The sequence below is a fragment of the Kitasatospora sp. NPDC023120 genome, assembly GCF_055560835.1.
Map to the genome: position 1 here is coordinate 119187 of NZ_JBVHHY010000022.1, position 22867 is coordinate 142053.

Consider the following 22867-nt stretch of genomic DNA (forward strand, 5'->3'; position numbering starts at 1 on the left):
TCACCCCGTTCTGTTGAGCACGACGGCGGACTGGAATCCGCCGAATCCGCTGCCGACCGAGAGGATGTGGCTCAGTGGCAGCTCACGCGCGGTGCGCGGCACGTAGTCGAGGTCGCACTCCGGGTCCGGAGTCTCGTAGTTGGCGGTCGGCGGCACGACGCCGTGGGCGAGCGCCAGGGTGCAGGCGACGACCTCGATGGCGCCGATCGCACCGAGCGAGTGCCCGACCATCGACTTGATCGAGCTCATCGGGGTCGCGAAGGCGTGCGCGCCCAGCGAGCGCTTGACCGCGGCGGTCTCGTGCCGGTCGTTCTGCTTGGTGCCCGAGCCGTGCGCGTTGACGTAGTCGACGTCGGTGCGGTCGACCCGGGCGTGGTCGAGCGCGTGGTCGATCGCCCGGGACATCTCCAGCCCCTCCTTGGTGAGGCCGGTCATGTGGTACGCGTTGCCGAAGGTGGCGAAGCCGCCGACCTCGCCGTAGATCCGGGCGCCGCGGCGGCGGGCGTGTTCCAGCTCCTCCAGCACCAGGACGGCGCCGCCCTCGCCGAGGACGAACCCGTCGCGGTCGGCGTCGAAGGGGCGGGAGGCGTGCTGCGGGTCGTCGTTGCGCTCGCTGGTGGCCTTGATGGCGTCGAAGCAGGCGACGGTGATCGGCGAGATCGGGGAGTCGGAGGCGCCGGCCACGCAGATGTCGGCGCGGCCCTCCTCGACCGCCTGGAAGCCGTAGCCGATGGCGTCCAGACCGGAGGTGCAGCCGGTGGAGACGGTCTGCACCGGTCCGCGCGCGCCGGTCCGCTCGGCCACCGCGGAGGCCAGCGTGCTCGGCGCGAAGGCCCGGTGCAGCTGCGGCTCCGCCTGCCGGTGGTCCACGTCCCAGCGCGCTCCGGCGGAGCTGACCAGGGCGTAGTCGTGCTCCAGCCGGGTGGTGCCGCCGACGGCGGTGCCGAGCGAGACGGCGATCCGCCACGGGTCCTCGGCGGCGAGGTCGAGGCCGGCGTCGGCGATCGCCTCGTCGGCTGCGACCATCGCGAACTGGACGTAGCGGTCCGCCCGTTGGACGTCCTGCGGCCCCAGCCCGTGGGCCGCCGGGTCGAAGTCGACCTCGGCGGCGATCCGGGAGCGGAACCCGGTGGGGTCGAAGAGCGTGATGCCCCGGGTCGCGGTGCGGCCGGCCGTGAGGAGGTCCCAGAACGCCGGGACCCCGACCCCGCCGGGCGCGACCACACCGATCCCGGTGACGGCGACGCGCCGGGTCACGAGGCCACCTTGGCGTGTTCCGGCGGGCCGGAGGCGGCGGACTCCTCGGTGGTCACGTGCCCGAGGTCGGGGCGCGGGGCGAGCGGGCCGAGGTGGAAGACCATGCGGGCCTCGGTGTCGCCGACGTTGCGGAAGCGGTGGCGCATGTTGATCGGGATCATCAGGCCCTGGTCGGGCTTGAGCGGGTGGGGCTTCCCGTCCAGGTCCACCTCCAGGTCGCCGCAGACGACGAACACGAACTCCTCGGAGTACGGGTGGTAGTGCTCGCCGATCCGCTCGCCGGGCTTGACGATGGCCAGGCCCATGAAGCCGCTGGTCGCCCCGCAGCTGGTGGGGGTGAGCATGGTGCGGAGCTCGGCGCCGTGGCGGCGGTTCTCCGGAGCCTCGTGGACGTTGACGATCCGTGGGTACTGCGTGGTCATGGTGGTCTTCCTCCGGGGAAGGTCGACGGGATTCGACGAGAGGGACGGAACGTCAGTTGTTGCGGGGGTCGCCGGAGCTGCGGTCGGTGACCGGGTTCATGGCGCGGGCGGCGAGGAAGGCGCTGAGTCCGGCGACGGAGCGCAGGTCACCCTGCGGGCCGAGGTCGAGCAGCCGGGCGAGCGAGGCCGCCTCCCGGCCGTCCGCCACACCGAGTGCGGCCGCCGGGTCGGCCTCGGCCGGCACCCGCAGGTCGACCAGGCGCACCACCACGTCCTCGCGCTGGAAGACGGTGCTCGCCGCGACCGGCCCGGTCGGGTCGGCGGTGGCCAGGTTGTCGTAGTCGGCCAGCCGCTCGGCGAGGGCCTGCCCCTTGCCGGGGCGGACGGGGTAGAGCACGGCGTGCCGGTGCAGTCGGCCGGAGGCGGGGGAGCTGGCGATCGCCTGGTGCTTGGCGGGCAGCGCCGCCTTGGCGAAGAAGGCGCGGGCGGCCTGCGGGTCGCCCAGCTGGCGGGCCTCCTCCAGGTACGGGTTGATCGCCTCCTCGACGGCCCGCACCTCGGGCTGCATCGCCACGTGGCGCAGCGCGTCGCCGAGGCTGCCGACCACCTCGACGGCCCGCACCACCCGGTTGCCGTGCATGAACAGCGAGGTGCGCTGCAGCCGGGTGTGCTCGTCCACCTCGGCCCTGGGCGAGGCGTAGCCGGAGAGGATCCGGGCCACCTCGGGCTCGCTGCCGGGCTTGACGGTGAAGGTCAGCGCGTGGCGGACCACTCCGTCCGGGCCCGGCTCGGCCTTCGGCGGGCCGACGTGCCCGGCGGGCGCGGTGCGCGGCAGCCCGGGCGGCACCTCCATCGGGGCCCGGGTGCCGGTGGAGCCGGCCGCCGAGGTCTCGCGCAGCACGGCGTAGCGCAGCGAGCGGAAGTTGTCGCTGACGCAGCCGTGCATCGGCTTGACCATCTCGCGGTGGGCCGGGCTGTCCACCCACTTCAGGAAGGTCTCCTGGTCCTTCCACTCGCTGGTGATCAGCCACTGGCGCGGGTCGTTGATCGACTGGCACAGCTGGTCGCTGACGTGGCCGGGGACCGAGGCCACCTGGTGGCGCAGCTGCTCGTAGACGTCGAGGAAGCGCTGCTGGGCGCCGTCCTGGATCTCCAGCATCAGCACCACCCGCAAGCGGGAGTCGGACTCGTCCTGCTGCTTCGGCTGGGGTTCGGACAGAGTTGTCATGATCCACTTTCTGCTCTGGGCCGCACGCTGCGGGCCGTGTCCGCCGTGCCCGGCGGGTGCTCCCCGGCCTGGGAAGGCTGTGCGACGGCGGGTCGGCCCGGGCGGTCGGCGCCAGGCCTGAGGTCGATCGTGGGCGGCGCACCGGGCGCGGCGCGAGATTTGCGGGCCATCCGGGCGAAGGGGCGGCAGAGCGGGCCCCCGGCGGGGGATGGAAGAGCGGGGCCCCCGGCGGAGCGGGCCCGTCGTGGGCGGCGCGGAGCCAGGTCGCCGGGCCGCGGAATCCCCTTACAGGGTGGAGCAATCGATGAATCCGAAGATCGACGACCGGGTACCGGTCCTGATCGTGGGCGGCTCGCTGGTCGGGCTGTCGGCCTCACTCTTCCTCGGCCGACTCGGGGTCAGGCACCTGCTGGTCGAGAAGCACGCCGACACCTCGCATCACCCGCGCGGCCGCGGCAACAACGTCCGCACGATGGAGCTGTACCGGGTGGCCGGGATCGAGCCGGCGATCCGCGAGGCGGCCTCGATCCTCGCCCCCAACCACGGCATCCTGCAGGCGCCCTCGCTGACCGGCGCCGAGCAGGAGTGGCTGTTCCGCGAGATCGACCCGGGCGGCCGGCTGGCCCGGTTCAGCCCCAGCTCGTGGTGCCTGTGCAGCCAGAACGACCTGGAGCCGGTGCTGCTGCGCGCGGCCCGCGACCTGGGCGGGGACGTCCGGTTCAGCACCGAGCTGACGGACTTCGAGCAGGACGCCGACGGCGTGACCTCGGTGCTGCGAAGCCGGGAGACCGGCGAGGAGCGGGTGGTGCGCTCGGAGTTCCTGATCGCGGCGGACGGCCCGCGCAGCCCGGTCCGCGAGCGCCTGGGCATCGGCCAGTCCGGCAAGGGCGAGCTGTTCCACAACGTCAGCATCACCTTCCGGGCCAAGCGGCTGGCCGAGGTGGTCGGCGACCGGCACTTCATCGCCTGCTACCTCACCAACCCGGAGGCGGACGGCGCGCTGCTGCCGGTGGACAACCAGGAGGAGTGGGTCTTCCACGCGCCCTGGCACCCCGAGCACGGCGAGCCGCTGGAGGCGTTCACCGACGAGCGCTGCGAGCGGCACATCCGCACCGCCGTCGGCCTGCCGGAGCTGGACGTCGAGGTGACCGGCCGGGCGCCCTGGCACGCCGCCGAGCGGGTAGCCGAGCGGTACGGCACCGGGCGGGTCTTCCTCGCCGGGGACGCCGCGCACGAGATGTCCCCGACCGGCGCCTTCGGCTCCAACACCGGCATCCAGGACGCCCACAACCTGGCCTGGAAGGTCGCCGCCGTGCTGTGCGGCTGGGCCGGGCCGCGGCTGCTGGAGACGTACGGGCAGGAGCGCCGCCCGGTCGCCCAGGTGACCAGCGAGCGCGCCTCGGCCCGCTCGGCCGAGCACAGCCACCCGGGCTACGCGGTGGTGCCGGGCGTCGGGCGGCAGGCCGGGGTGCTCGCGGTGGCACTCGGCTACCGCTACCCGGTCGGCGCGGTGATCGGCACGGACCGGGCGGGCGCCGTCGTCCCCGAGCAGTTCGAGTCGGCGGGCGAGCCGGGCAGCCGCGCCCCGCACCAGTGGCTGCTGCGGGCGGGCGTGAAGCTCTCCACGCTGGACCTGTACGAGCAGGCGATGGTGCTGCTCACCGGCCCCGAGGGCGCCGCCTGGCAGACGGGTGCGCGGCGGGCGGCCGACCGGCTGGCCGTCCCGCTGGACGCCTACCGGATCGGCGACGGCGCCGAGGACGACCTGGCACCGGAGCCGGGCAGCGACTTCGCCGCCCTGCACGGCATCGGTCCGCAGGGCGCGGTCCTGGTCCGCCCGGACGGCTTCGTCGCCTGGCGCTCGCCCGGTCCGGCGCTGGACCCGGAGGCGGAGCTGGCCACGGTGCTGCGGACGGTGCTGGGCCTCTGAGGCACGCGGAAGGGCCCGCCGGTCACTCGACCGGCGGGCCCTTCCTGACGGGTGGGGGAGGGGATCAGTGACCGCCCGCGTCGACCACCTCGACGTCGGCGACCTCGCGCTCGATCTCCTCGGCGGGCAGGGCGACCCGGATCGCCCAGTAGTAGATGCCGAGGGCGAACACCGCGACCACGCCCATGTCGAACCACATCGGGATGTTGCCGGCGCCGTCACCGAAGCCGCCCTGCCAGGAGATCAGGCCGAGGCCCAGCAGGTAGACCGGCAGCCACTGGGCGGCCTTCCAGTTCAGGCGCGGCGCGTTCGGCAGGCCCTTCTTGATCGCGTACACGGCGTAGCCGCCGAGCAGCAGGTAGCCGAGCACGATCGCCATGCCCAGGCGGGACAGGATGTGCCACCCGGACCAGTAGATGATCAGGCTGGCGACCACGAACGCGGCGGGGGAGATCACGCCGCCCAGCGGCAGCCGGTAGGAGCGCTCGCGGTCGGGCAGGCGGCGGCGCAGGGCGCCGAAGGCGAGCGGGGCGCCGGCGTACATCAGGACGCTCGCGGAGGTGATGAAGCCGACGAGCTCCTGCCAGCTCGGGAAGGGCAGGAAGCAGATCACGCCGGTGACGAAGGAGAGGATCAGGCCCGCCCACGGCACGCCGTTCTTGTCCAGCTGCTCGAACTTCTGCGGCGCGTAGCCGTTCTTGCTCAGGCCGTAGGAGATGCGCGAGGTGGAGGTGGTGTAGATCAGGCCGGTGCCACCGGGGGAGACGATCGCGTCGACCTTCAGGATCCAGGCGAGCCAGCCGAGGCCGACCAGGGTGGCGAGACCGGCGAAGGGGCCGTCGATGCCGGGGAAGTCGAGCTTGTCCCAGCCGTTGGCGAAGGCGCTGACCGGCAGCGCGCCGATGAAGACGACCTGCAGCAGGGTGTAGATCAGGGTGCCGATGGCGACCGAGCCGAGGACGGCGCGGGGGATGTCGCGCTTGGGGTTGCGGCTCTCACCGGCGATCTGGATGGCCTGCTCGAAGCCGAGCAGCGCGAAGATGATGCCGCTGGAGCTGATCGCCGCGAGCACGCCCTTGGCGCCGAACGGGGCGAAGCCGTGCGAGGTGAAGTTCGAGCCGTGGAAGCTGGTGATCGCCAGCATGAAGATCGTGAACAGCGGCACGAAGATCTTCAGCCAGGTGGTGACGGTGTTGGTCCGGGCGAGGGCCTTCACACCGAGGAAGTTGACGGCGACGAACACGCCCATCAGCACGGTGGCGACGATGAAGCCGGTGGTGGTGAGGGTGTTGTCGGCGTTCAGCAGTCCGCCGGCTCCCGGCAGGTCCTTGCCGTAGCCGATCATCGCCTCGACCTCGATCGGCGCGACGGTGGCCGCCTGGAGCCAGGAGAACCAGCCGAACGACATGCCGGCGAGGCCGCCGAAGGCGTAGTGCGGGTAGCGCGCCGTACCGCCGGCGACGGGGAACAGGCCGCCGAGCTCGGCGTGGACGAGCGCGAGGAGCACGATCGCGACCGCGCCGATGCCCCAGGAGATGACTGCGGCCGGTCCGGCAGCGACGACGCCGTTCTTCGCGCCGTACAGCCAGCCGGAGCCGATGATCGAGCCGACCGAGGCCCACATGAGGCCGACGAGGCCGATGGAGCGGTTGAGCGACCGGTGGGTGGTGCCGGATTCGGCGCCGGTGCTCTGTCCGGGCGGCGAGATCTGGTTGAGGGAAGCCATTGACGATCTCTCTGTGTGTGGGGGCTCCGGGAAGGCGGAGCGCGGAGAGTTGCCACACAGTAGGGCTATTCATAGGGCTCTGCACAGATCTCATTACTGAATGTTTACTTTCTTTACCTGGCATCCGTGCTGGTAGGTGGCATTCTGTTCAGTTGTCTGTTACGTGACTCGCCAGTAGGTTCAACATTTGAGCGTGCATTGAGCTTGGCCCGTCGAGGCGGCACTATTGACGGCCCCGGTGGGTCATGGAAATGGCTTTTCCTGCATAGTGATGCGGGATGCAGCCGCGGGTGACCGGACGATCGCCGACCGTGCAACGGCGCCGCCCCCGGGACCGGCCGTAGCCGGTACCGGGGGCGGTATTCCTTCGCGCCGGGTCGGGCGCTACCGGTCCACCAGGTCGGCGGGGTCGGTGTTGGCGCCGCACAGCAGGACGGCGACGCGCTCGCCCTCGGCCCGGTCGAGGGCCGCGAGGGCGGTGGCGGCCGCGTGCTCGACGGCGATCCGGCGGTCCTCCCAGAGCCGCCGGCGGGCGCGCACGATGGCCTCGTCGTCCACCAGGACGGAGCGGACGCCCCCGTGCGCGGCGGCGCCGACAGCCAGCGCGGTGGCGCGGCGGGCGCCGAGCGCGTCCTGGGCCACCGAGGCGACCGGGACGTCCACCGGGCGGCCCGCCGCCAGCGCGGCGTTCAGGGCGCGGCTGCCGGTCGGCTCCACCGCGAGCACCCGGACCCCGTGCTCGCGCGCCGCCACCGCCACGCCGGCGAACAGCCCGCCGCCGCCCACCGACACCACCACGGTGTCCAGCCCGGGCACCCGGGCGCGGATCTCCTCCAGGACCGTCCCCGCACCGGCGGCGATCAGCGGGTGGTCGTAGGCGTGCGAGGCCAACGCCCCGCTGCCCGCGGCGAATTCCTCGCACGCGGTCAGCGCCTCCGCGTACTCCCGGCCCGCCAGCCGCACCTCGGCGCCGTAGGAGCGCAGCCGCGCGAGCTTCACCGGTGAGGCCGTTTCCGGCAGGAACACCGTTGCCCGGACGCCGAGTTCGCGTGCCGCCCAGGCACAGGCGAGTCCGGCGTTGCCGCCCGAGGCGATGGTGACCCCGGTGTCCGGGAGGGTGCCCGCCTCGGCGTGCGCGAGCAGGAAGTTCTGCGCGCCGCGGGCCTTGAAGCTGCCGGTGTGCTGCAGGAACTCCAGTGCCAGCCACGTGCGTTCGCCGTCGTCGCCCGGCGCGACCGCCACCGGGCGCACCCGTCCGGCGATCCGCTGCCCGGCGGCCTTGACCTCGTCGTACGTCAGCTGGTCCATCACGTTCTGCTCCTTCGCCGGGAGGGATGTCGAGAGAGGGAGTCGAGTCGAAAGGGGTGGTTCCGTGCACCGCCGACGCTATGTCGCGCGGTCGGACGGAGGAAAGATCACCGGTACCGGGCGCGTACGCTGACCCCATGCGTTTCGTGATCCTCCCCCCGCCGGCCCGCTAGCGGGCGGCCCACTCCACCCACTCCGGCCCGGCGGGACTGTGCCCGCAGCCGGGGCGATGACTGCCGCCCGCGTACCCAGCGGACCCGAACCGGCAACTCATCGTGGAGTGACGACGCATGACCTCGTACGCCGCCGTGCCCTTCCGGCACGGCCTGCTGTCCATTTCCGCCGCCGCCGTCGCCTGGGGCGCGGGCGGTGCCGTGGCCGCGCTGCTGATGCGCACCAGCGGTCTCGGCCCGGTGGCCGTCTCCTGCTGGCGCTTCGGCGTGGCGGCGCTCTGCCTGGCCCTGCTGCCCACCGGTGAAGCCCGTGCCGCGCGGGGGGACGGGGCCCGGTGGGGCGCCGCGGTGCCGACCGGGCTCGGCCTGGCGGTCAGCCAGTGCGCCTACTTCGGCTCCGTGCACTACGCGGGCCTGGGGCTGGGCACCCTGGTCACCATCGGCGCCGGCCCGGTGCTCACCAGCCTCGGCGCGCACCTGCTGCTCGGCGAGCGGCTCACCCGCCGCGCACTGGCCGCGGTCGTCCTGGCCCTCGCCGGCCTCGCCCTGCTGGTCGCCGCACCGGCGGCCGGCCCGCGTCCGGCGCTGGGCGTCGCGCTGGCGGTGGTCGCGGGCGCCGGGCAGAGCGGGCTCACCCTCTGGGCCCGGGGCGGCGGCTCGGCCAGGGCCGACACCGGCGCCTTCATCACCGGGCTGCTCTGCCTGCTCCCGCTCGCGGCCGTCCAGGGCGTCCTGCCGACGGCTGGGGAGCCGGCGGTGACCGGCGGCGCGCTGCTCTTCCTGGGCACGGTGCCCACGCTGTTCGCCTACCGCTGGTACTTCACCGGGCTGACCGCCGTCCCGGGCACGACGGCGGCGGTGCTGGTGCTGCTGGAGCCGGCGACCGCGGCGGTGATCGGGGTGCTGTTCCTCGGCGAGCCGGTCACGGCGGGCCTGGTGGCGGGATCGGCGCTGCTGCTGGCGGCGATCGCGGCGCTGGCCCGCGGGTAGCCGGGCGGGGGCGCGGGGCGCGGGGGAGCCGCGGCCGCGCCCCCTGCGGCCACCCGGGCGGGCGCCCTGTGGTCGCAGGGGGCGTACGGCCGTGCTGTCGTGGTCGGCATGAACCGCTCACGCCTGGCCCGGGTGGCCGCCACGACCGCGTCCCTCGTCCTGTTCTCCGCCGCCGGTGCCGCGGTCGCGGCCGCTGCTCCGGCGGTGGCGACCGGGCTCCGGGACGTCACCGCCGAGCAGTGCGGGGGCGCGGGCGGGCACGTCGAGGGCAGCGGCTACTGCGTCGACGCGTTCGGCGACGACTTCTGGGGCCAGCCCATCGACGGCCAGGCGATCAACCCGGACCCACGCCCCGGGCAGGAGTGAGCGCGCTCCCCGGGGCGTGACCCGCGGCACCGGCTCGCGGGCACCGGTTCACGGCACCGGGCGCAGGGTCACCGGAGACGGGGTCACCGGGGACGGGGTGAGCGTGCGCAGGACCAGGTCGATGTGGACCTTGGCGGCGCCCGCGCGGTGGAGTGCGGCGGCGATCGTCCGTAACTCCTCCGGGCCGCTGCAGACGAGGCGGAGCTCCAGGTCGGCGTCGCCGGCGAGGGCGAGGCCGCTCCGGACGGCGGGGAACTCGGCCGCCAGGCGGTCGAAGTCCAGGGGGACCGGGCCGTAGCTGACCCGGGCGATCGCGTGCAGGGACTGGGCCGGCCGGGGGCCGGGGTCGGAGCCGAGCCCGCCCGGGACGAGCTGGAGCGGGGCGGTCACCGGTGCTGGAGCTGTGCGGTCGGGGACGGGGCGGTCGGCGCGGCGGGGGCGGCGACGGGCGGTGCGACCAGCCTCGGGTCCAGCGCCAGGGCGTCCACCCCGAGCGGGGCGACGAGGTCGCGCAGGGCGGGTTCGCCGAGCTCGGTGTGGGCCTGGTCCGGACCGAGGAGCGCCGCGAGGGCCTCGGGGCTGGAGAAACCGACCGCGCAGCGGCGGCCGTCACGCAGGCGGAAGAGGCGGAGTGCGGTGGTGCTGCCGGTGCCGGAGGTGGTGACCGGGACGTGCCAGACGACGCGGGCCATGCGGATGCTCCCGAGTGGGGTGGTGGTGCTGCCGGAACTGCTCCCTCGACGCTAGGTCGGCTCGCCCCCTGCGTGGCCGGTCCTGACGCAGCGTTGACCGAATGGGGTGGTGCGTTGACGCACTCCTGACGTCCGGTTCACCCGGGTGGACTACACCAGTGGCCCGAGTGGCTCCGGTTGCCCCGCGTCCCGCCCGGTACGACCGTGGATCCTGCCCCCGGTCGCGGCCGCCGGAGTGCCCCCGGGAGGGCCGGTGCGCGCTCCGGGACGGGGGGAGGTGGAGCGAGGGGCCCGTGACGAGATATCTTGACGTCAAGACGTTGGAGACGTGAAGCGGAGTACCGATGACTGACTCGACCATCATCTATACGCACACCGACGAGGCTCCGGCCCTGGCGACCTACTCGTTCCTGCCGGTGGTCCAGGCCTACGCCTCGACCGCGGGTGTGCGGGTGGAGACCCGCGACATCTCCCTGGCCGGGCGGATCATCGCGAGCTTCCCGGAGCGTCTGACCGAGGAGCAGCGGATCGGCGACGCCCTGGCCGAGCTGGGTGAGCTGGCCAAGACCCCGAGTGCCAACATCATCAAGCTGCCGAACATCTCGGCCTCCGTGCCGCAGCTGAAGGCCGCCATCGCCGAGCTGCAGGCCCAGGGCTACGCCCTGCCGGACTACCCGGACGACCCGCAGACCGACGAGGACAAGGACGTCCGCGCCCGTTACGACAAGGTCAAGGGCAGCGCCGTCAACCCGGTCCTGCGCGAGGGCAACTCGGACCGTCGCGCCCCGCAGTCGGTCAAGAACTACGCCAAGACCCACCCGCACCGCATGGGTGCCTGGACCGCCGAGTCCAAGACCAATGTCGCCACCATGAGCGAGAACGACTTCGCGAGCACCGAGAAGTCGGCCGTGATCGCCGCCGACGGCGCCCTGCGCATCGAGCTGCTCGCCGAGGACGGCACCACCACCGTGCTGCGCGAGAAGGTGCCGGTGCTGGCCGGCGAGGTCGTCGACGCCTCGGTGATGCGCGCCGCCGCCCTGAACGAGTTCCTGGCCGCCCAGGTCGCCCGTGCCAAGGCCGAGGGCGTGCTGTTCTCGGTGCACCTCAAGGCCACCATGATGAAGGTCTCCGACCCGATCGTCTTCGGCCACGTGGTCCGCGCCTTCTTCCCGAAGACCTTCGCCGCGTACGGCGAGGTGCTGGCCGGCGCCGGTCTGAACCCGAACAACGGCCTCGGCGGCATCCTGGCCGGCCTGGAAGCGCTGCCGAACGGCGCCGAGATCAAGGCCTCCTTCGACGCCGAGCTCGCCGAGGGCCCGGCCCTGGCCATGGTCGACTCGGACAAGGGCATCACCAACCTGCACGTGCCGAGCGACGTCATCGTCGACGCCTCGATGCCGGCCATGATCCGCACCTCCGGCCACATGTGGGGCCCGGACGGCCAGGAGGCCGACACCCTCGCGGTGCTTCCGGACCACAGCTACGCCGGCGTGTACCAGGCCGTCATCGACGACTGCCGCGCCAACGGCGCCCTGGACCCGGCCACCATCGGCTCGGTCCCGAACGTCGGCCTGATGGCCCAGAAGGCCGAGGAGTACGGCAGCCACGACAAGACCTTCGAGATCGAGGCCGCCGGCACCGTCCGCCTGGTCGACGCCGAGGGCAACGTCGTCCTTGAGCAGGTCGTCCAGCCGGGCGACATCTTCCGCGCCTGCCAGACCAAGGACGCGCCGATCCAGGACTGGGTCAAGCTGGCCGTCACCCGCGCCCGCGCCACCGGTGACCCGGCGGTGTTCTGGCTGGACGAGAACCGCGCCCACGACGCGGCGCTGATCGAGAAGGTCCGGCGCTATCTGCCGGAGCACGACACCACCGGCCTGCAGATCGAGATCAAGTCCCCGGTCGAGGCCACCAAGCTGTCGCTGGAGCGCATCCGCCGCGGCGAGAACACCATCTCGGTCACCGGCAACGTGCTGCGCGACTACCTGACCGACCTGTTCCCGATCCTGGAGCTGGGCACCAGCGCCAAGATGCTGTCGGTCGTCCCGCTGATGGCGGGCGGCGGCCTGTTCGAGACCGGCGCCGGCGGCTCCGCCCCGAAGCACGTCCAGCAGCTGGTCAAGGAGAACTACCTGCGCTGGGACAGCCTGGGCGAGTTCTTCGCGCTGGCCGCCAGCTTCGAGCACCTGGCCTCCACCACCGGCAACGCCCGCGCCCAGGTGCTGGCCGACACCCTGGACCGCGCCACCGGCACCTTCCTCAACGAGGACAAGTCGCCGAGCCGCCGCCTCGGTGGCATCGACAACCGCGGCAGCCACTTCTACCTGGCCACCTACTGGGCCCAGGAGCTGGCCAAGCAGACCGCCGACGCCGAGCTGGCCCAGGCCTTCGAGGGCCTGGCGAAGACGCTGACCGAGCAGGAGCAGGCCATCGTGGAGGAGCTGATCGCCGTCCAGGGTTCGGCGGTCGACCTCGGCGGCTACTACCAGCCGGACCCGGCCAAGGCCGCGGCCGTGATGCGCCCGTCGAAGACCTTCAACGAGGCGCTCGCCAACCTCGGCTGAACCTGGCCGAGCCGAACTTGGCCGAACCTGGCCGAACCGGGTCGAACCGGGTCGGGTCGAGCCGGGTCGGGCCGAACCACCGGGAGGCCCCCGGGTCCGTGAGAGCGGACCCGGGGGCCTCCCCGCGTTCCGCCCCGCCCCCGTTCGGTTCAGGGACGGCCGAGCAGGGCCAGCGCGGTGCCGACGGCCTCGCGCAGCAGCAGGTACGGGCCGTGCGCCAGCGGACCGTCCGCGCCGATCACCTCGGCCGGGGCGCCGGCCCGGCGGGCGGCGAGCGCGGAGCGGACGGTGTGGAAGCCGTTGGTGACCACGGTGCAGCGGTAGCCGGGGCGCTCGGCGGCCATCAGGGCGGCGCTGAAGCGGAGGTTCTCGGCGGTGTTCGCGGCCCGCTCCTCGCGCCGGATCCGCTCGGCCGGGACGCCCCGGGCGACCAGGTAGCGGGCCATCGAGGCGGCCTCGGTGCACTGTTCGTGCGGGCCCTTGCCGCCGGTCACCAGGAGCAGCGGGGCGTACCCGGCGGCCTCCTCGGCGGCGAGACGTTCCAGCGCGGCGTCCAGCCGGGCCGTCAGCGCGGGCCCGGGCTCGCAGCCGTCCAGTGCGGCGCCCAGCACGACCAGGTAGTCGGCACCGACGGGGGCGGGCCGGCGGCGCTGGTGCAGCGCGAGGCCGAGGAAGCCGAGCAGCCAGAGCAGGACGTACCCGCAGAGCAGGACGGCGACGATCAGCAGGGCGTGCATATCCGTTCGAACGTGTTCGACGGAACTGCCGTTCCGGTGCCGGCCCGGGAACGACGGAACCCCCGTTCCGCGGGTGGAACGGGGGTTCTCGGGAACGGGGGTTCCGCGGTGCGTCGGCGCCGTGCTCAGCCCGCCTCGGCGGCCGGTGAGGCCGGTGCGGCGGGGGCGGCCGGTGCGGCGGGGGCCGTGCCCGCGCCTGCGCCCGGGCGCCGGTCGCGCTTGTGCAGCGAGGCCAGGTAGGCGTTGTACGCCTCCAGCTCGGCGTCGCCGGACCGGTCCTCGGCGCGGTCGCGGCGCCTGGCCTGCCGCTGCTCGGAGCCCATCCACTGGTAGACCAGGGCGATCAGCACGATCGCGGTCGGGATCTCGCCGAACGCCCAGGTGATGCCGCCGGCCAGCTTCTGGTCCTCCAGCAGGTTCGTCCCGGCCGGTGCGCCCTCCGCGGTGAAGGTGGTGACCAGCGGGTGGGCGGCCATCATCACCGCCACGCCGAAGAAGGCGTGGAACGGCATCCCCATGAACAGCTCGATGATCCGCATCACATGACCGGGGCGGTGCGGGCCCGGGTCCACGCCCATGATCGGCCAGAAGAAGGCCAGACCGGTGAACAGGAAGTGCACCATCATGACGATGTGCCCGGCGCGGTACTGCATCAGGAAGTCGAAGAGCGGGGTGAAGTAGACCCCGTACAGGCTCGCGATGAACAACGGGATGGTGAACGCGGGGTGCGAGATCACCCGGACGTACCGGCTATGCAGCAGCGCCACCAGGAGCTCGCGCGGACCGCGCGGGCGGCCCTTGCCGGCCGGGCGCAGCGCGCGCAGCGCCAGCGTGATCGGGGCGCCGAGCAGCAGCAGGATCGGCGTCAGCATGGACAGCACCATGTGCTGGATCATGTGCGCGCTGAACAGCACCATGCCGTAGTCGTTCAGCCCGGTGCAGGTCACCAGCAGCATGCTGAGCACGCCGGCCGTCCAGCCGACCATCCGGCCGATCGGCCAGCGGTCGCCACGCCGGCGGAGGCGGACCACGGCCGCGGCGTAGAGCCCCAGGACGACCAGGCCGGCGAGCAGGAACACCCAGTCCGGGGACCAGGTCCCCACGCTCGAGAAGCTGAACGGGCCTAGTCGGGTCATCCCGCCGTGGTGGTGCATGCCTGACATTCCGTCGCCCATCGGCGGGTCCTGCTTTCCGTCCTCGTGGCCCCGGAGTGGGTCCGGTTCGCCCGTTTTGCTTGGCATACAGCCTAGGTGGGCCTTACCTCGGGCCGTGCCCCCACCCCCTCCGTACGGGCGTCACCCCCTCTCCCCGTCGGACGGGCCCGTCGGGCAGGCCCTAGACTGACCGACCGGTCGGAAGGGAGGCCCAGGCATGGTGACGCGACCAGGCACGACGACGGCACCGCGTACGGCGGTGGGGCGGGGACCGGCGGTGGAACGGGGACCGGAGGCGCGGACCACGGTCGCGCTGACCGGAGCGACCGGGTTCATCGGCTCCGCGGTACGGGCGGCGCTCACGGCGCGCGGTGTCCGGGTGCGCGCGCTGGCCCGCCGGGCGCCGGAGGCGACCGCCGCCGAACCCGGCACCGCCTGGGTGCCGGGCGACCTCGCCGCCGGGGCCGGGCTGCCGGAGCTGTGCGAGGGCACCGACGTACTGGTCCACCTGGCCTCCCGGGTCGACGGCAGCACCCAGGACTGCGAGGCGGTGAACGTCCGCGGCACGGCGGCGCTGATGGCGGCCGCCACCGGCGCCGGGGTGCGCCGGATCGTCCACCTCTCGACGTCGGCGGTGTACGGCGCGGGCCCGCACACCGGCATCACGGTCGACGAGGTGCCGCCCGCCCCGGTGTCCGAGGCCAGCCGCACCCGGCTGCTCGGCGAGCGCCACGCCCTGGACGCCGGCGCGCACGTGCTGCGCCCCGGCCTGGTGACCGGGACGGGTGACCGCTGGGTGGTGCCCGCCCTGGCCGAGCTGGTCCGGCGCGTGCCGGTCCGCTGGGAGGGCGGCGAGGCCCGGCTCTCCCTCGTGGAGCGCACCGACCTGGCCCGGCTGATCACCGCGCTCGCCCTGGACGACCACACCGCCCCGCCCGGCGTCCACCACGCCTCCCACCCCGACCCGGTCCGGTCCGGCGACCTGGTCGCCGCCCTCGCCGACCTCGGCCTGGTGGCCGCCCCGGACGGTCCGGCCGTGCCCTGGGAGGAGTGCCGCCGGCTGCTGGCCGCCGCGCCCGGCCGGGTCTCCGAGCGCCAGCTCGCCCTGGTCGCCCGCGACCACTGGTACCTCAGCGAGGAGATCTGGCGCCTCGCCTCCTGCCCGCCCGGCCCCGGCCCGCTCACCCGCCTCCCGGAGGCCGCCGCCTGGTACCGGGCGGCGCTCATGCCCTGACCCGGACGCGCGCGTCCTCCGGCGCGGTGCAGCGCCGGAGGACGCGGACGGACGGTCAGGACTGCCGGCAGAACCCGGCGAAGGCCCGCATCAGGTCCTCGGCCAGGCCGAGGGCGAACTCCGGGTCGCAGTCCGCCTGCTCGTAGAGCACCTGGATGCGGATCGGGTCGGCGTCGATCACACCGAGCGTCACCGGGTATCCGGTCCGCTCGACCTCACGTACCGCGGTCAGCGACGCGGTCGCCCCGGCGATCACCGGCCTGGGGAAGTTCTCCACGACGAGGATGTGGTCGAACAGGGGCTCGCCGGGAGGCATCGCCGTCAGCCGTTGCAGGTCCGCGAGAGAGACCGCCGCGTGCTCGCGCAGCTCCGCGTTCCGGCTCTGCAGCTCGGACAGCCAGGCGCGGGCGCCACGCCCCGGCTCGACCCTCACCCGGACCGGCAGCGTGCTGATCAGCGGGCCCACCATGCGTGCGTGGTAGATCTCCAGGACCTCGGTGACGATCGTCGACATGCTCCAGCCGTCCACGATGATGTGGTGGTAGGAGAGTTCGACCCGCATCGCGTCCCCGTCCGGGATCAGCGCGACCTCGATCGGGGCGGCCTCGGCCAGGTCGAACCCGCCCGACCGCACCGAGTCCGCCACCCGCAGGTCCTCGCCCGCCCGCACCACCTGGACCGGCTGGCCGAGACCGTCCCACACGATCGTGCTGCGCAGCGCGGGGTGCCGCCGACCGAGCTCGCGCCAGGCCTCGGCGAACGCCTCCCGGTCGACCCGACCGTCCAGGCGGTAGGAGCGCCTGCCGAGGTACATGTCCTCCTCGGGCGTGATGAGGCTGTGGAACAGCAGCCCCTCCTGCACGGCGGTGAGCGGGTAGACGTCCTCGACCTCGCCGGCCTCGACCAGCCGGTCGACCTCCTTCTGGGTGAGCCGGACCAGCGGGAAGTCCGACGGCGTGTACCCGCCGGGGTTCTCCACGCAGTGACGCGTCAGGTCCCTGAGGTTCTCGAGGAAGGCGTCGGCCAGCTGCGCGACGGTACGCCCGCTCAGCCGGTTCGACGGATAGATCCATTCGACCTCGAGCACCCCGTCCCGGACGGCCGCCTCGACCTCGATCGGCCTGGGCCTCGGGTACGCCGGGTCCTTCTCGCTGCCGAGACGCTCCGAGGACACCGTGAAGGGGCCGACGTCGGGGATGGACCCGTCGACGCGGCCGTGATAGTTGACCACGACCGGTGACAGGGGCGCTCGCGGCCCGGCCCGGCGGCGGCGGCATCTGCACCATCGTCCGCCAGGCCTCCGGCGTGGACCTGGTCGACGCCGCGCTGCGTACGCAGTCCGGACACGCCCCGCTGCTGCCCAGACCCGGCCCGACGGCCGGCTCTGGGCGCTGGTCGGCTACTACCCCCTGGTGGATCGGCTCCCGGTGCCGATCGAGGTCGAGCCGCGCTGCGCCTCGCCGGCAACCCCGCGGGGTCAGGCCCCGGGGACGAGGGTGTTCTCGTTGGTACGGCCGGCGGCGAAGTCGTCGACGTTGCGGGCGGTGGCGTCGATGATCTGGCCGACGGCGGTGCGGGTGAAGTAGGCCTGGTGGCTGGTGACCAGGACCTGGGGGAAGGTGACCAGCCGGGCGAGGACGTCGTCGGTGATGCCCTGGATGGAGCGGTCGGTGAAGAAGACGCCGGTCTCCTCCTCGTACACGTCCAGGCCGACGCCCGACAGCCGCCCGGCGCGCAGGGTCTCGACCAGGGCGGCGCTGTCGATGAGGCCGCCGCGGCTGGAGTTGACCAGGATCGCGTCGTCCTTCATCCGGGCCAGCGCGGCCGCGTCGATCAGGTGGTGGGTGTCCGGCACCAGGGGCACGTGCAGGCTCACCAGGTCGGCGCGGGAGAGGAGTTCGGGCAGTTCGGCGTACGTCATGCCGAGCTCCCGGCAGGCCGGGTTCTCGGTGATGTCCCAGCCGAGCAGCTCGGTGCCGAAGCCGGCCGCGATCCGGGTGAAGCACTCGCCGATCTTGCCGGTGCCGATCACGCCGACCGTCATCCCGTGGACGTCCCGCCCGAGCAGGCCGTCGAGGCGGAAGTCGAACTCGCGGGTGCGGTTGGCGGCGCGGGTGAGGCGGCGGTTGACGGCCAGGGCGAGGGCCCAGGCGTGTTCGGCGACGGAGTACGGGCTGTAGTGGGAGACCCGGGCGACGGTGAGGCCGAGTTCGGCGGCGGTGTCCAGGTCGATGTTGTTGAAGCCGGTGGAGCGTTGGGCGATCAGCTTGGTGCCGCCGTCGGCCAGTGCCGTGAGCGTCTCGGCGTCCAGGACGGCGTTGACGCTGCTGCTGACCACCGGGTAGCCGGCGGCCAGCGGCGCGGTGTCCCGGTTCAGGAACACGTCCAGGCAGCGCAGTTCGTGCCGTCCGGCGAAGGCCCGTGCCAGCAGCGGCCGTTCGTCGGCCTGCACCCCGTACGCGAGGATCTCCATGCGGTCCCTCCAGTCGGCTCCCACGACCACGTGTCTGCGGCCACGCTAGCGGGCGGGGCGTGCGCGTGCCCGCCGGATGCGCGCGGGCCCCCGGACCGTACGGCTGGGTCCGGGGGCCCGCGAGGGCACGGGGAGGGTCAGAGGACCGTCTCGGCCTCGAGGTAGCGATCCTGCGGGACGGTCTTCAGCTCGGCGACCGCCTCCGCCAGCGGCACCAGGTTGATGTTGGTGCCCTGCAGTGCGGTGATGTGCCCGAAGGCGCCCTTGTGGACGGCCTCGACGGCGTGCCAGCCGAAGCGGGTGGCGAGCACCCGGTCGTAGGCGGTCGGGGTGCCGCCGCGCTGGGTGTGGCCGAGGATGACCGGGCGGGCCTCCTTGCCGAGGCGGTGCTCCAGCTCGCGGGAGAGCTGGGTGGCGATGCCGGTGAAGCGCTCGTGGCCGTAGATGTCCTTGGTGCCCTCCTCCCAGTGCATGGTGCCGAGCTCGGGCTTGGCGCCCTCGGCGCAGACCACGATCGCGAACTTCTTCTGGCGGTCGAAGCGTTCGCGCACGACGGCGGTGAGCTTGTCGATGTGGAACGGGCGCTCCGGGACGACGATGGCGTGCGCGCCGGCCGCCATGCCCGCGTTGAGCGCGATCCAGCCGGTGTGCCGGCCCATGACCTCGACGACCATGACCCGCTGGTGGGACTCGGCGGTGGTCTTCAGCCGGTCCAGCGCCTCGGTGGCGACCGAGACGGCGGTGTCGAAGCCGAAGGTCACGTCGGTGGCGGCGATGTCGTTGTCGATGGTCTTCGGCACGCCGACGATCGGCAGGCCCGCGTCGCTCATCAGCTTGGCGGCCTTCAGGGTGCCCTCGCCGCCGATCGGGATGACGGCGTCCAGGCCGAGGTCCGAGCAGTACTTCTTGGCCCGCTCGACGCCGTCCCGCAGGTGGCTCGGCTGGACCCGGGAGGAACCGAGGATGGTGCCGCCCTGGGCCAGGATGCCGCTCACCGAGTCCAGGGTCAGGGGGCGGTGGTGGCCCTCGAGGAATCCGCGCCAGCCGTCCTCGAACCCGATGATCTCGTCGCCGTGGTCGACCACCCCCCGGTGGACCACGGACCGGATCACCGCGTTCAGGCCGGGGCAGTCACCGCCGCTGGTCAGCACTCCGATACGCATTAGCTTTGCAACTCCCGAGCAGAACCGAGGTACGGCCGGACTACAGGCTGGGACGACGAGCCGACACCGCAACGGGGCGCTCCCGCGCCGGGGCGGCGGGGAGACGGCCGTGGGGTGAAGGACCGGTCGATCCGGACAGAACGTCCGGAACCGACCGCGAAGTCGAGCATACGGCCCCTGGTCCGGCCGGGCAGGAGCCGACGCGGGAGCGGCGCCGTCGGCGCCCCCGCGCGGAAGTGCAGCCTGCTGCCGAGGAGGGTGTGCAGTAGGCAGCCCCATTGTCGTACGTCCGGGGCCGCCCGCGGGTCGGGTGACCGCATCGCGGGCACCCGACCGGGGCGTACGGGCGTACTAGGCGGGGCGCGTCGCGGCCGCGATGCGCTCGGCGCGCAACGCGTCGTACCAGGTGGTGTCGGCCGGCGGCAGGGCGTTGACGTCCAGCGCCAGCTTGATCAGCATGTCGGCCACGGCGGGGTTGCGGGCCAGCACCGGGCCGTGCAGGTAGGTGCCGAAGACGGTGTCCCGCCAGGCGCCCTCGGTGCCGTCACCGGTGCCGTTGCCCCGGCCGACGGTGACGGTGGCGAAGGGCTGGACGCCCTGGCCGAGGTGGGTGACGCCCTGGTGGTTCTCGAAGCCGGTCAGCTGCGGCAGACCGAGCCGAGGGTCGACGTCGGCGAGCACGTCGCCGACGCAGCGGGCGCCCTCGCCGCGCTGGGTCCAGACGTCGAGCAGGCCGAGGCCCGGCTCCCGCTCGCCGAGGTCGTTGATGAACTCGTGGCCCATGATCTGGAAGCCCGCGCAGACACCGAAGATGATCGCGCCGTTCTCGGCGGCCCGCACCAGGCCGCTGTCGGCGCGCAGCCGCTCGGCGGCCAGCCGCTGCGGGCGGTCCTCGCCACCGCCGATCAGGTAGATGTCCCCGCTGGTGGGGATCGCCTGGTCGGAGCGGACGTCGATCCGGGTCACGTTGAGATGGCGCTGGCGGGCCCGGCGCTCCACGACCAGGGCGTTGCCGCGGTCGCCGTAGGTGCTGAGCAGGTCCGGGTAGACCCAGACCACGCGCAGGCTGCTCTCACTCATCCTCGAAGGCCTTCCGTCACGAAAAGACTGGTGTGCGGGCGCGGCATCAGCCGGCCACGACCTTCCGCAGCTGCTGGAAGGCGGTGTAGTTGGCGATGGCCTCGATCCGGCCGGGCGGGGCCATCCGGACGGCCTGCTCCAGGGAGTCCACCACGTGGAACTGCAGCCCGGCGACCTCCAGACGGACGGCCAGGTCCAGCTTGCGCTGGCCCATCACGAAGACCGGGTGCCCGGCGAGGCGCTCGTAGTCGACGTCCCACAGCCAGGAGGTATCGGTGCCGTCGGCGTCGAGGGCGTTGACGGAGAGGATCACCGGGGCGGGCGGACCGTCGATCAGCGAGAAGGTCTCCAGCCAGCCGGCCGGGTTCTTGGCCAGCAGCAGGCGGATGTCCCGGCCCTGGTACTGGACCACGTCGTAGCGGCCGGCCACGGCGGCCACCGAGCGCATCCGCTCCAGGGCGACCTGCGGCGAGACGCCGAACACGGCGGCGACGGCGGCCGAGCTGGTGGCGTTGGCCAGGTTGGCGCGGCCGGGCAGCTGCAGCTGGATCGGCCAGGCGCCGCGCTGCGGGTCGATCACGTGGGTGCCCTGGAGCGCCCAGTGCGGGTTGGGGCGACGGAAGCCGCACTCCTGGCAGAACCAGTCCTCGCCGGGGCGCTGCATCACACCGCCGCAGGCGGGGCAGGACCAGGCGTCCTCCTTCCACGCCTGCCCGGCGGCCACCCAGACCACCTTCTTGCAGGAGGAGGCGGCCCAGGTCACCAGCGGGTCGTCGGCGTTGGCGATGACCACGGCCTCGGTGTCCTGCAGGCCCTCGCGCCACTTCTCGGCCATCATCCGGGTCTCGGCGGCGCGGTCGAGCTGGTCGCGGGAGAGGTTGAGCAGGGCGATCGCCTTGGGGCGGGTGTCGCGGGCGACCATCGCCAGGTACTTCTCGTCGACCTCGATCACGCCGAAGCGGGCCTCGTTGCCGCCCGCCAGGGCGGAGGTGATGCCGGCCGGCATGTTGGCGCCGAGGGCGTTGGACACCACCGGGCCGGCGGCACGCAGCGCCTCGGCGATCAGCCGGGTGGTGGTGGTCTTGCCGTTGGTCGCGCTGACCAGGACGACGTCGAGGTGGTCGGCGAGGGTGGCGAGCAGGTCGGGGTCGAGCTTGAGGGCGACCTTGCCGCCGATCACCGAGCCGCTTCCGCGTCCGGCCTTGCGGGACACGGCGGCGGCCACCCGGCCGGCCGTGACCGCGATCTTGGCGCGGGCCGGCAGCGAGGCGTCGCGTGCGCCTGTGGGCTCCGATTCGGTGCCTGCCATGCTCAGTGGTTCCTCCTTGCTGCGGCACCGCCCGGGACCGGATAACGGGCCGTCGGGCGGCGGGGACGGGGTCAGCCTACCGACTCCGTCGCCCGGCCGGACGATCCGGACCCCGTACCGCCTGCTGCGACGCGGTGGCGGAGGGTGCTGACGGGCCGTCAAGGAGGGCGGTGTACGGACGGAGCCTGCACTGCTTGAGGACGCTACGCGGCCGCCCCGGGGTTCCCGGTGAGGATCTGGTGAAGAAATGATCAGCGGCCCGGCGGTGGGTGCGGGCGGCCGGGCCCTCGGTGTCAGACGCACCCCAGGGCGGCGGTGATGACCAGGGTGCCGCCCTCGGGCTGGAAGTCCAGCGGCGCGTCCAGTCGGCGCATCGCGGCGATCAGGCCGGTGTTGGCGCAGTGGGTCACCGCGTACACCGTGCCGATCCCGGCCGCCCGGGCCGTCGCCGACAGCCGCCGCAGCAGCGCCAGGCCCAGCCCGTGCCGCTGCCAGGCGTCCTCGACCAGGACGGCCAGCTCGGCCTGGCCGTCGTCCCACATCAGGTGTCCGAGGGCGAGGATCCGTCCGTCGGGGGCGGTGACGGCGAGGCTGCGGCCGTGCCGGGGGTCCAGCAGGTGGTCGAGGTAGCGGGCGGCGTCGCGGACCGGGCCGTGGTAGCGCAGCCGCAGCGCGGCGGGGGAGCAACGGCCGTGCATCGCCAGTGCCGCCGCCTTGTCGGCGGGCTCGGCGGGGCGCAGCAGCAGCTCGGTCCCGTCCGGCAGGGACAGCCGGGACGGGCCTTCCGGTACCGGGCGGCTCCGGCCGTGCTGGAGGTGCGGGAGCGGCTGCGGGTGCTGCGGGTGCTGGAGGTGCGGGCCGTGCTGGGCATGCGGGTGCAGCCGGGCGGCCTGGCCCTCGGGCGCCGCGCACCTGCGGTCCGACCTGCGGAAGGGCCGGTGCCAGAGACGTACGGGGCGAGTGCGTGATGCCGTCATGCGGCCGACGCTACCTACGCTTCGCTTCCGCTCGGTTACGTGATCGTGAACGCCCGAGTGCCCGGGACGCGACCGGGACCGGCC

General features: G+C 73.4%; 20 protein-coding genes. 5 read left to right on the plus strand and 15 right to left on the minus strand.

All coding sequences use genetic code 11. From position 1 onward, the window contains the following. From ACZ3TI_RS29410 to ACZ3TI_RS29420, 3 genes are read right to left on the minus strand one after another with little or no spacing between them, the layout of a single operon-like run. Complete coding sequence (locus ACZ3TI_RS29410; protein ID WP_465731405.1) at window positions 1-1257, minus strand: beta-ketoacyl-[acyl-carrier-protein] synthase family protein; 1257 nt, start codon at window positions 1255-1257, stop codon at window positions 1-3. Next, complete coding sequence (locus ACZ3TI_RS29415) at window positions 1254-1679, minus strand: cupin domain-containing protein (RefSeq protein ID WP_465731407.1); 426 nt, start codon at window positions 1677-1679, stop codon at window positions 1254-1256. The genes ACZ3TI_RS29410 and ACZ3TI_RS29415 overlap by 4 nt, the downstream gene beginning before the upstream one ends. Before the next feature lie 52 nt (window positions 1680-1731). Then, window positions 1732-2907, minus strand: a complete 1176-nt coding sequence (locus tag ACZ3TI_RS29420; RefSeq protein ID WP_465731409.1) for a SchA/CurD-like domain-containing protein — start codon at window positions 2905-2907, stop codon at window positions 1732-1734. A 304-nt stretch (window positions 2908-3211) separates the two neighbouring features. Between ACZ3TI_RS29420 and ACZ3TI_RS29425 the strand changes: the two genes are divergently transcribed. Continuing rightward, a complete protein-coding gene (locus tag ACZ3TI_RS29425; RefSeq protein ID WP_465731411.1) occupies window positions 3212-4837 on the plus strand; it encodes an FAD-dependent oxidoreductase in 1626 nt (541 codons plus the stop codon). A 64-nt stretch (window positions 4838-4901) separates the two neighbouring features. Here ACZ3TI_RS29425 and ACZ3TI_RS29430 read toward each other — a convergent pair whose 3' ends face one another. Both ACZ3TI_RS29430 and ACZ3TI_RS29435 read right to left on the minus strand, forming a co-directional pair. After that, window positions 4902-6563: an APC family permease gene (locus ACZ3TI_RS29430; RefSeq protein WP_465731413.1), complete on the minus strand. Its 1662-nt coding sequence runs from the start codon at window positions 6561-6563 to the stop codon at window positions 4902-4904. Window positions 6564-6947: 384 nt separating this feature from the next. Continuing rightward, complete coding sequence (locus ACZ3TI_RS29435) at window positions 6948-7871, minus strand: serine/threonine dehydratase (protein WP_465731415.1); 924 nt, start codon at window positions 7869-7871, stop codon at window positions 6948-6950. A gap of 290 nt (window positions 7872-8161) precedes the next feature. Between ACZ3TI_RS29435 and ACZ3TI_RS29440 the strand changes: the two genes are divergently transcribed. Together ACZ3TI_RS29440 and ACZ3TI_RS29445 are read left to right on the plus strand one after the other, a co-directional pair. Continuing rightward, on the plus strand, window positions 8162-9034 hold the full coding sequence (locus ACZ3TI_RS29440; RefSeq protein WP_465731417.1) for a DMT family transporter: 873 nt from the start codon (window positions 8162-8164) through the stop codon (window positions 9032-9034). Between the two features lie 108 nt (window positions 9035-9142). After that, on the plus strand, window positions 9143-9400 hold the full coding sequence (locus ACZ3TI_RS29445) for a hypothetical protein (protein ID WP_465731419.1): 258 nt from the start codon (window positions 9143-9145) through the stop codon (window positions 9398-9400). Between the two features lie 48 nt (window positions 9401-9448). On the opposite strand, the gene ACZ3TI_RS29450 is transcribed toward ACZ3TI_RS29445, so the two are convergent. Continuing rightward, complete coding sequence (locus tag ACZ3TI_RS29450; RefSeq protein WP_465731421.1) at window positions 9449-9790, minus strand: hypothetical protein; 342 nt, start codon at window positions 9788-9790, stop codon at window positions 9449-9451. Further along, window positions 9787-10092 carry an SAV_915 family protein gene (locus ACZ3TI_RS29455; RefSeq protein ID WP_465731423.1) on the minus strand — a complete coding sequence of 102 codons (306 nt, stop codon included), beginning with the start codon at window positions 10090-10092 and terminating at the stop codon, window positions 9787-9789. Before ACZ3TI_RS29455 ends, ACZ3TI_RS29450 begins: the two co-directional genes overlap by 4 nt. A gap of 344 nt (window positions 10093-10436) precedes the next feature. On the opposite strand from ACZ3TI_RS29455, the gene ACZ3TI_RS29460 reads away from it, so the two are divergent. Continuing rightward, window positions 10437-12656, plus strand: a complete 2220-nt coding sequence (locus ACZ3TI_RS29460; RefSeq protein WP_465731425.1) for an NADP-dependent isocitrate dehydrogenase — start codon at window positions 10437-10439, stop codon at window positions 12654-12656. A gap of 149 nt (window positions 12657-12805) precedes the next feature. On the opposite strand, the gene ACZ3TI_RS29465 is transcribed toward ACZ3TI_RS29460, so the two are convergent. After that, a complete protein-coding gene (locus ACZ3TI_RS29465; RefSeq protein WP_465731427.1) occupies window positions 12806-13393 on the minus strand; it encodes a YdcF family protein in 588 nt (195 codons plus the stop codon). 125 nt (window positions 13394-13518) lie between these two features. Then, the gene (locus ACZ3TI_RS29470; protein WP_465731487.1) at window positions 13519-14547 is read right to left on the minus strand and encodes a cytochrome c oxidase assembly protein; all 1029 of its coding nucleotides are present in this window, start codon (window positions 14545-14547) and stop codon (window positions 13519-13521) included. Between the two features lie 277 nt (window positions 14548-14824). Here ACZ3TI_RS29470 and ACZ3TI_RS29475 point away from each other — a divergent pair, with 277 nt between their 5' ends. Then, complete coding sequence (locus ACZ3TI_RS29475; RefSeq protein ID WP_465731429.1) at window positions 14825-15781, plus strand: NAD-dependent epimerase/dehydratase family protein; 957 nt, start codon at window positions 14825-14827, stop codon at window positions 15779-15781. A 55-nt stretch (window positions 15782-15836) separates the two neighbouring features. On the opposite strand, the gene ACZ3TI_RS29480 is transcribed toward ACZ3TI_RS29475, so the two are convergent. The 6 genes from ACZ3TI_RS29480 to ACZ3TI_RS29505 form a co-directional block, all read right to left on the minus strand. Next, a complete protein-coding gene (locus tag ACZ3TI_RS29480; RefSeq protein WP_465731431.1) occupies window positions 15837-17012 on the minus strand; it encodes a condensation domain-containing protein in 1176 nt (391 codons plus the stop codon). Between the two features lie 246 nt (window positions 17013-17258). Then, window positions 17259-18254 carry a 2-hydroxyacid dehydrogenase gene (locus ACZ3TI_RS29485; protein WP_465731433.1) on the minus strand — a complete coding sequence of 332 codons (996 nt, stop codon included), beginning with the start codon at window positions 18252-18254 and terminating at the stop codon, window positions 17259-17261. Between the two features lie 137 nt (window positions 18255-18391). Beyond that, the gene (locus ACZ3TI_RS29490; protein WP_465731435.1) at window positions 18392-19417 is read right to left on the minus strand and encodes a 6-phosphofructokinase; all 1026 of its coding nucleotides are present in this window, start codon (window positions 19415-19417) and stop codon (window positions 18392-18394) included. 351 nt (window positions 19418-19768) lie between these two features. Then, complete coding sequence (locus tag ACZ3TI_RS29495; RefSeq protein ID WP_465731437.1) at window positions 19769-20497, minus strand: type 1 glutamine amidotransferase; 729 nt, start codon at window positions 20495-20497, stop codon at window positions 19769-19771. Window positions 20498-20543: 46 nt separating this feature from the next. After that, on the minus strand, window positions 20544-21806 hold the full coding sequence (locus tag ACZ3TI_RS29500; protein ID WP_465731439.1) for a MurT ligase domain-containing protein: 1263 nt from the start codon (window positions 21804-21806) through the stop codon (window positions 20544-20546). Between the two features lie 293 nt (window positions 21807-22099). Then, window positions 22100-22783: a GNAT family N-acetyltransferase gene (locus tag ACZ3TI_RS29505; protein ID WP_465731441.1), complete on the minus strand. Its 684-nt coding sequence runs from the start codon at window positions 22781-22783 to the stop codon at window positions 22100-22102. Between the last annotated feature and the right edge of the window lie 84 nt (window positions 22784-22867).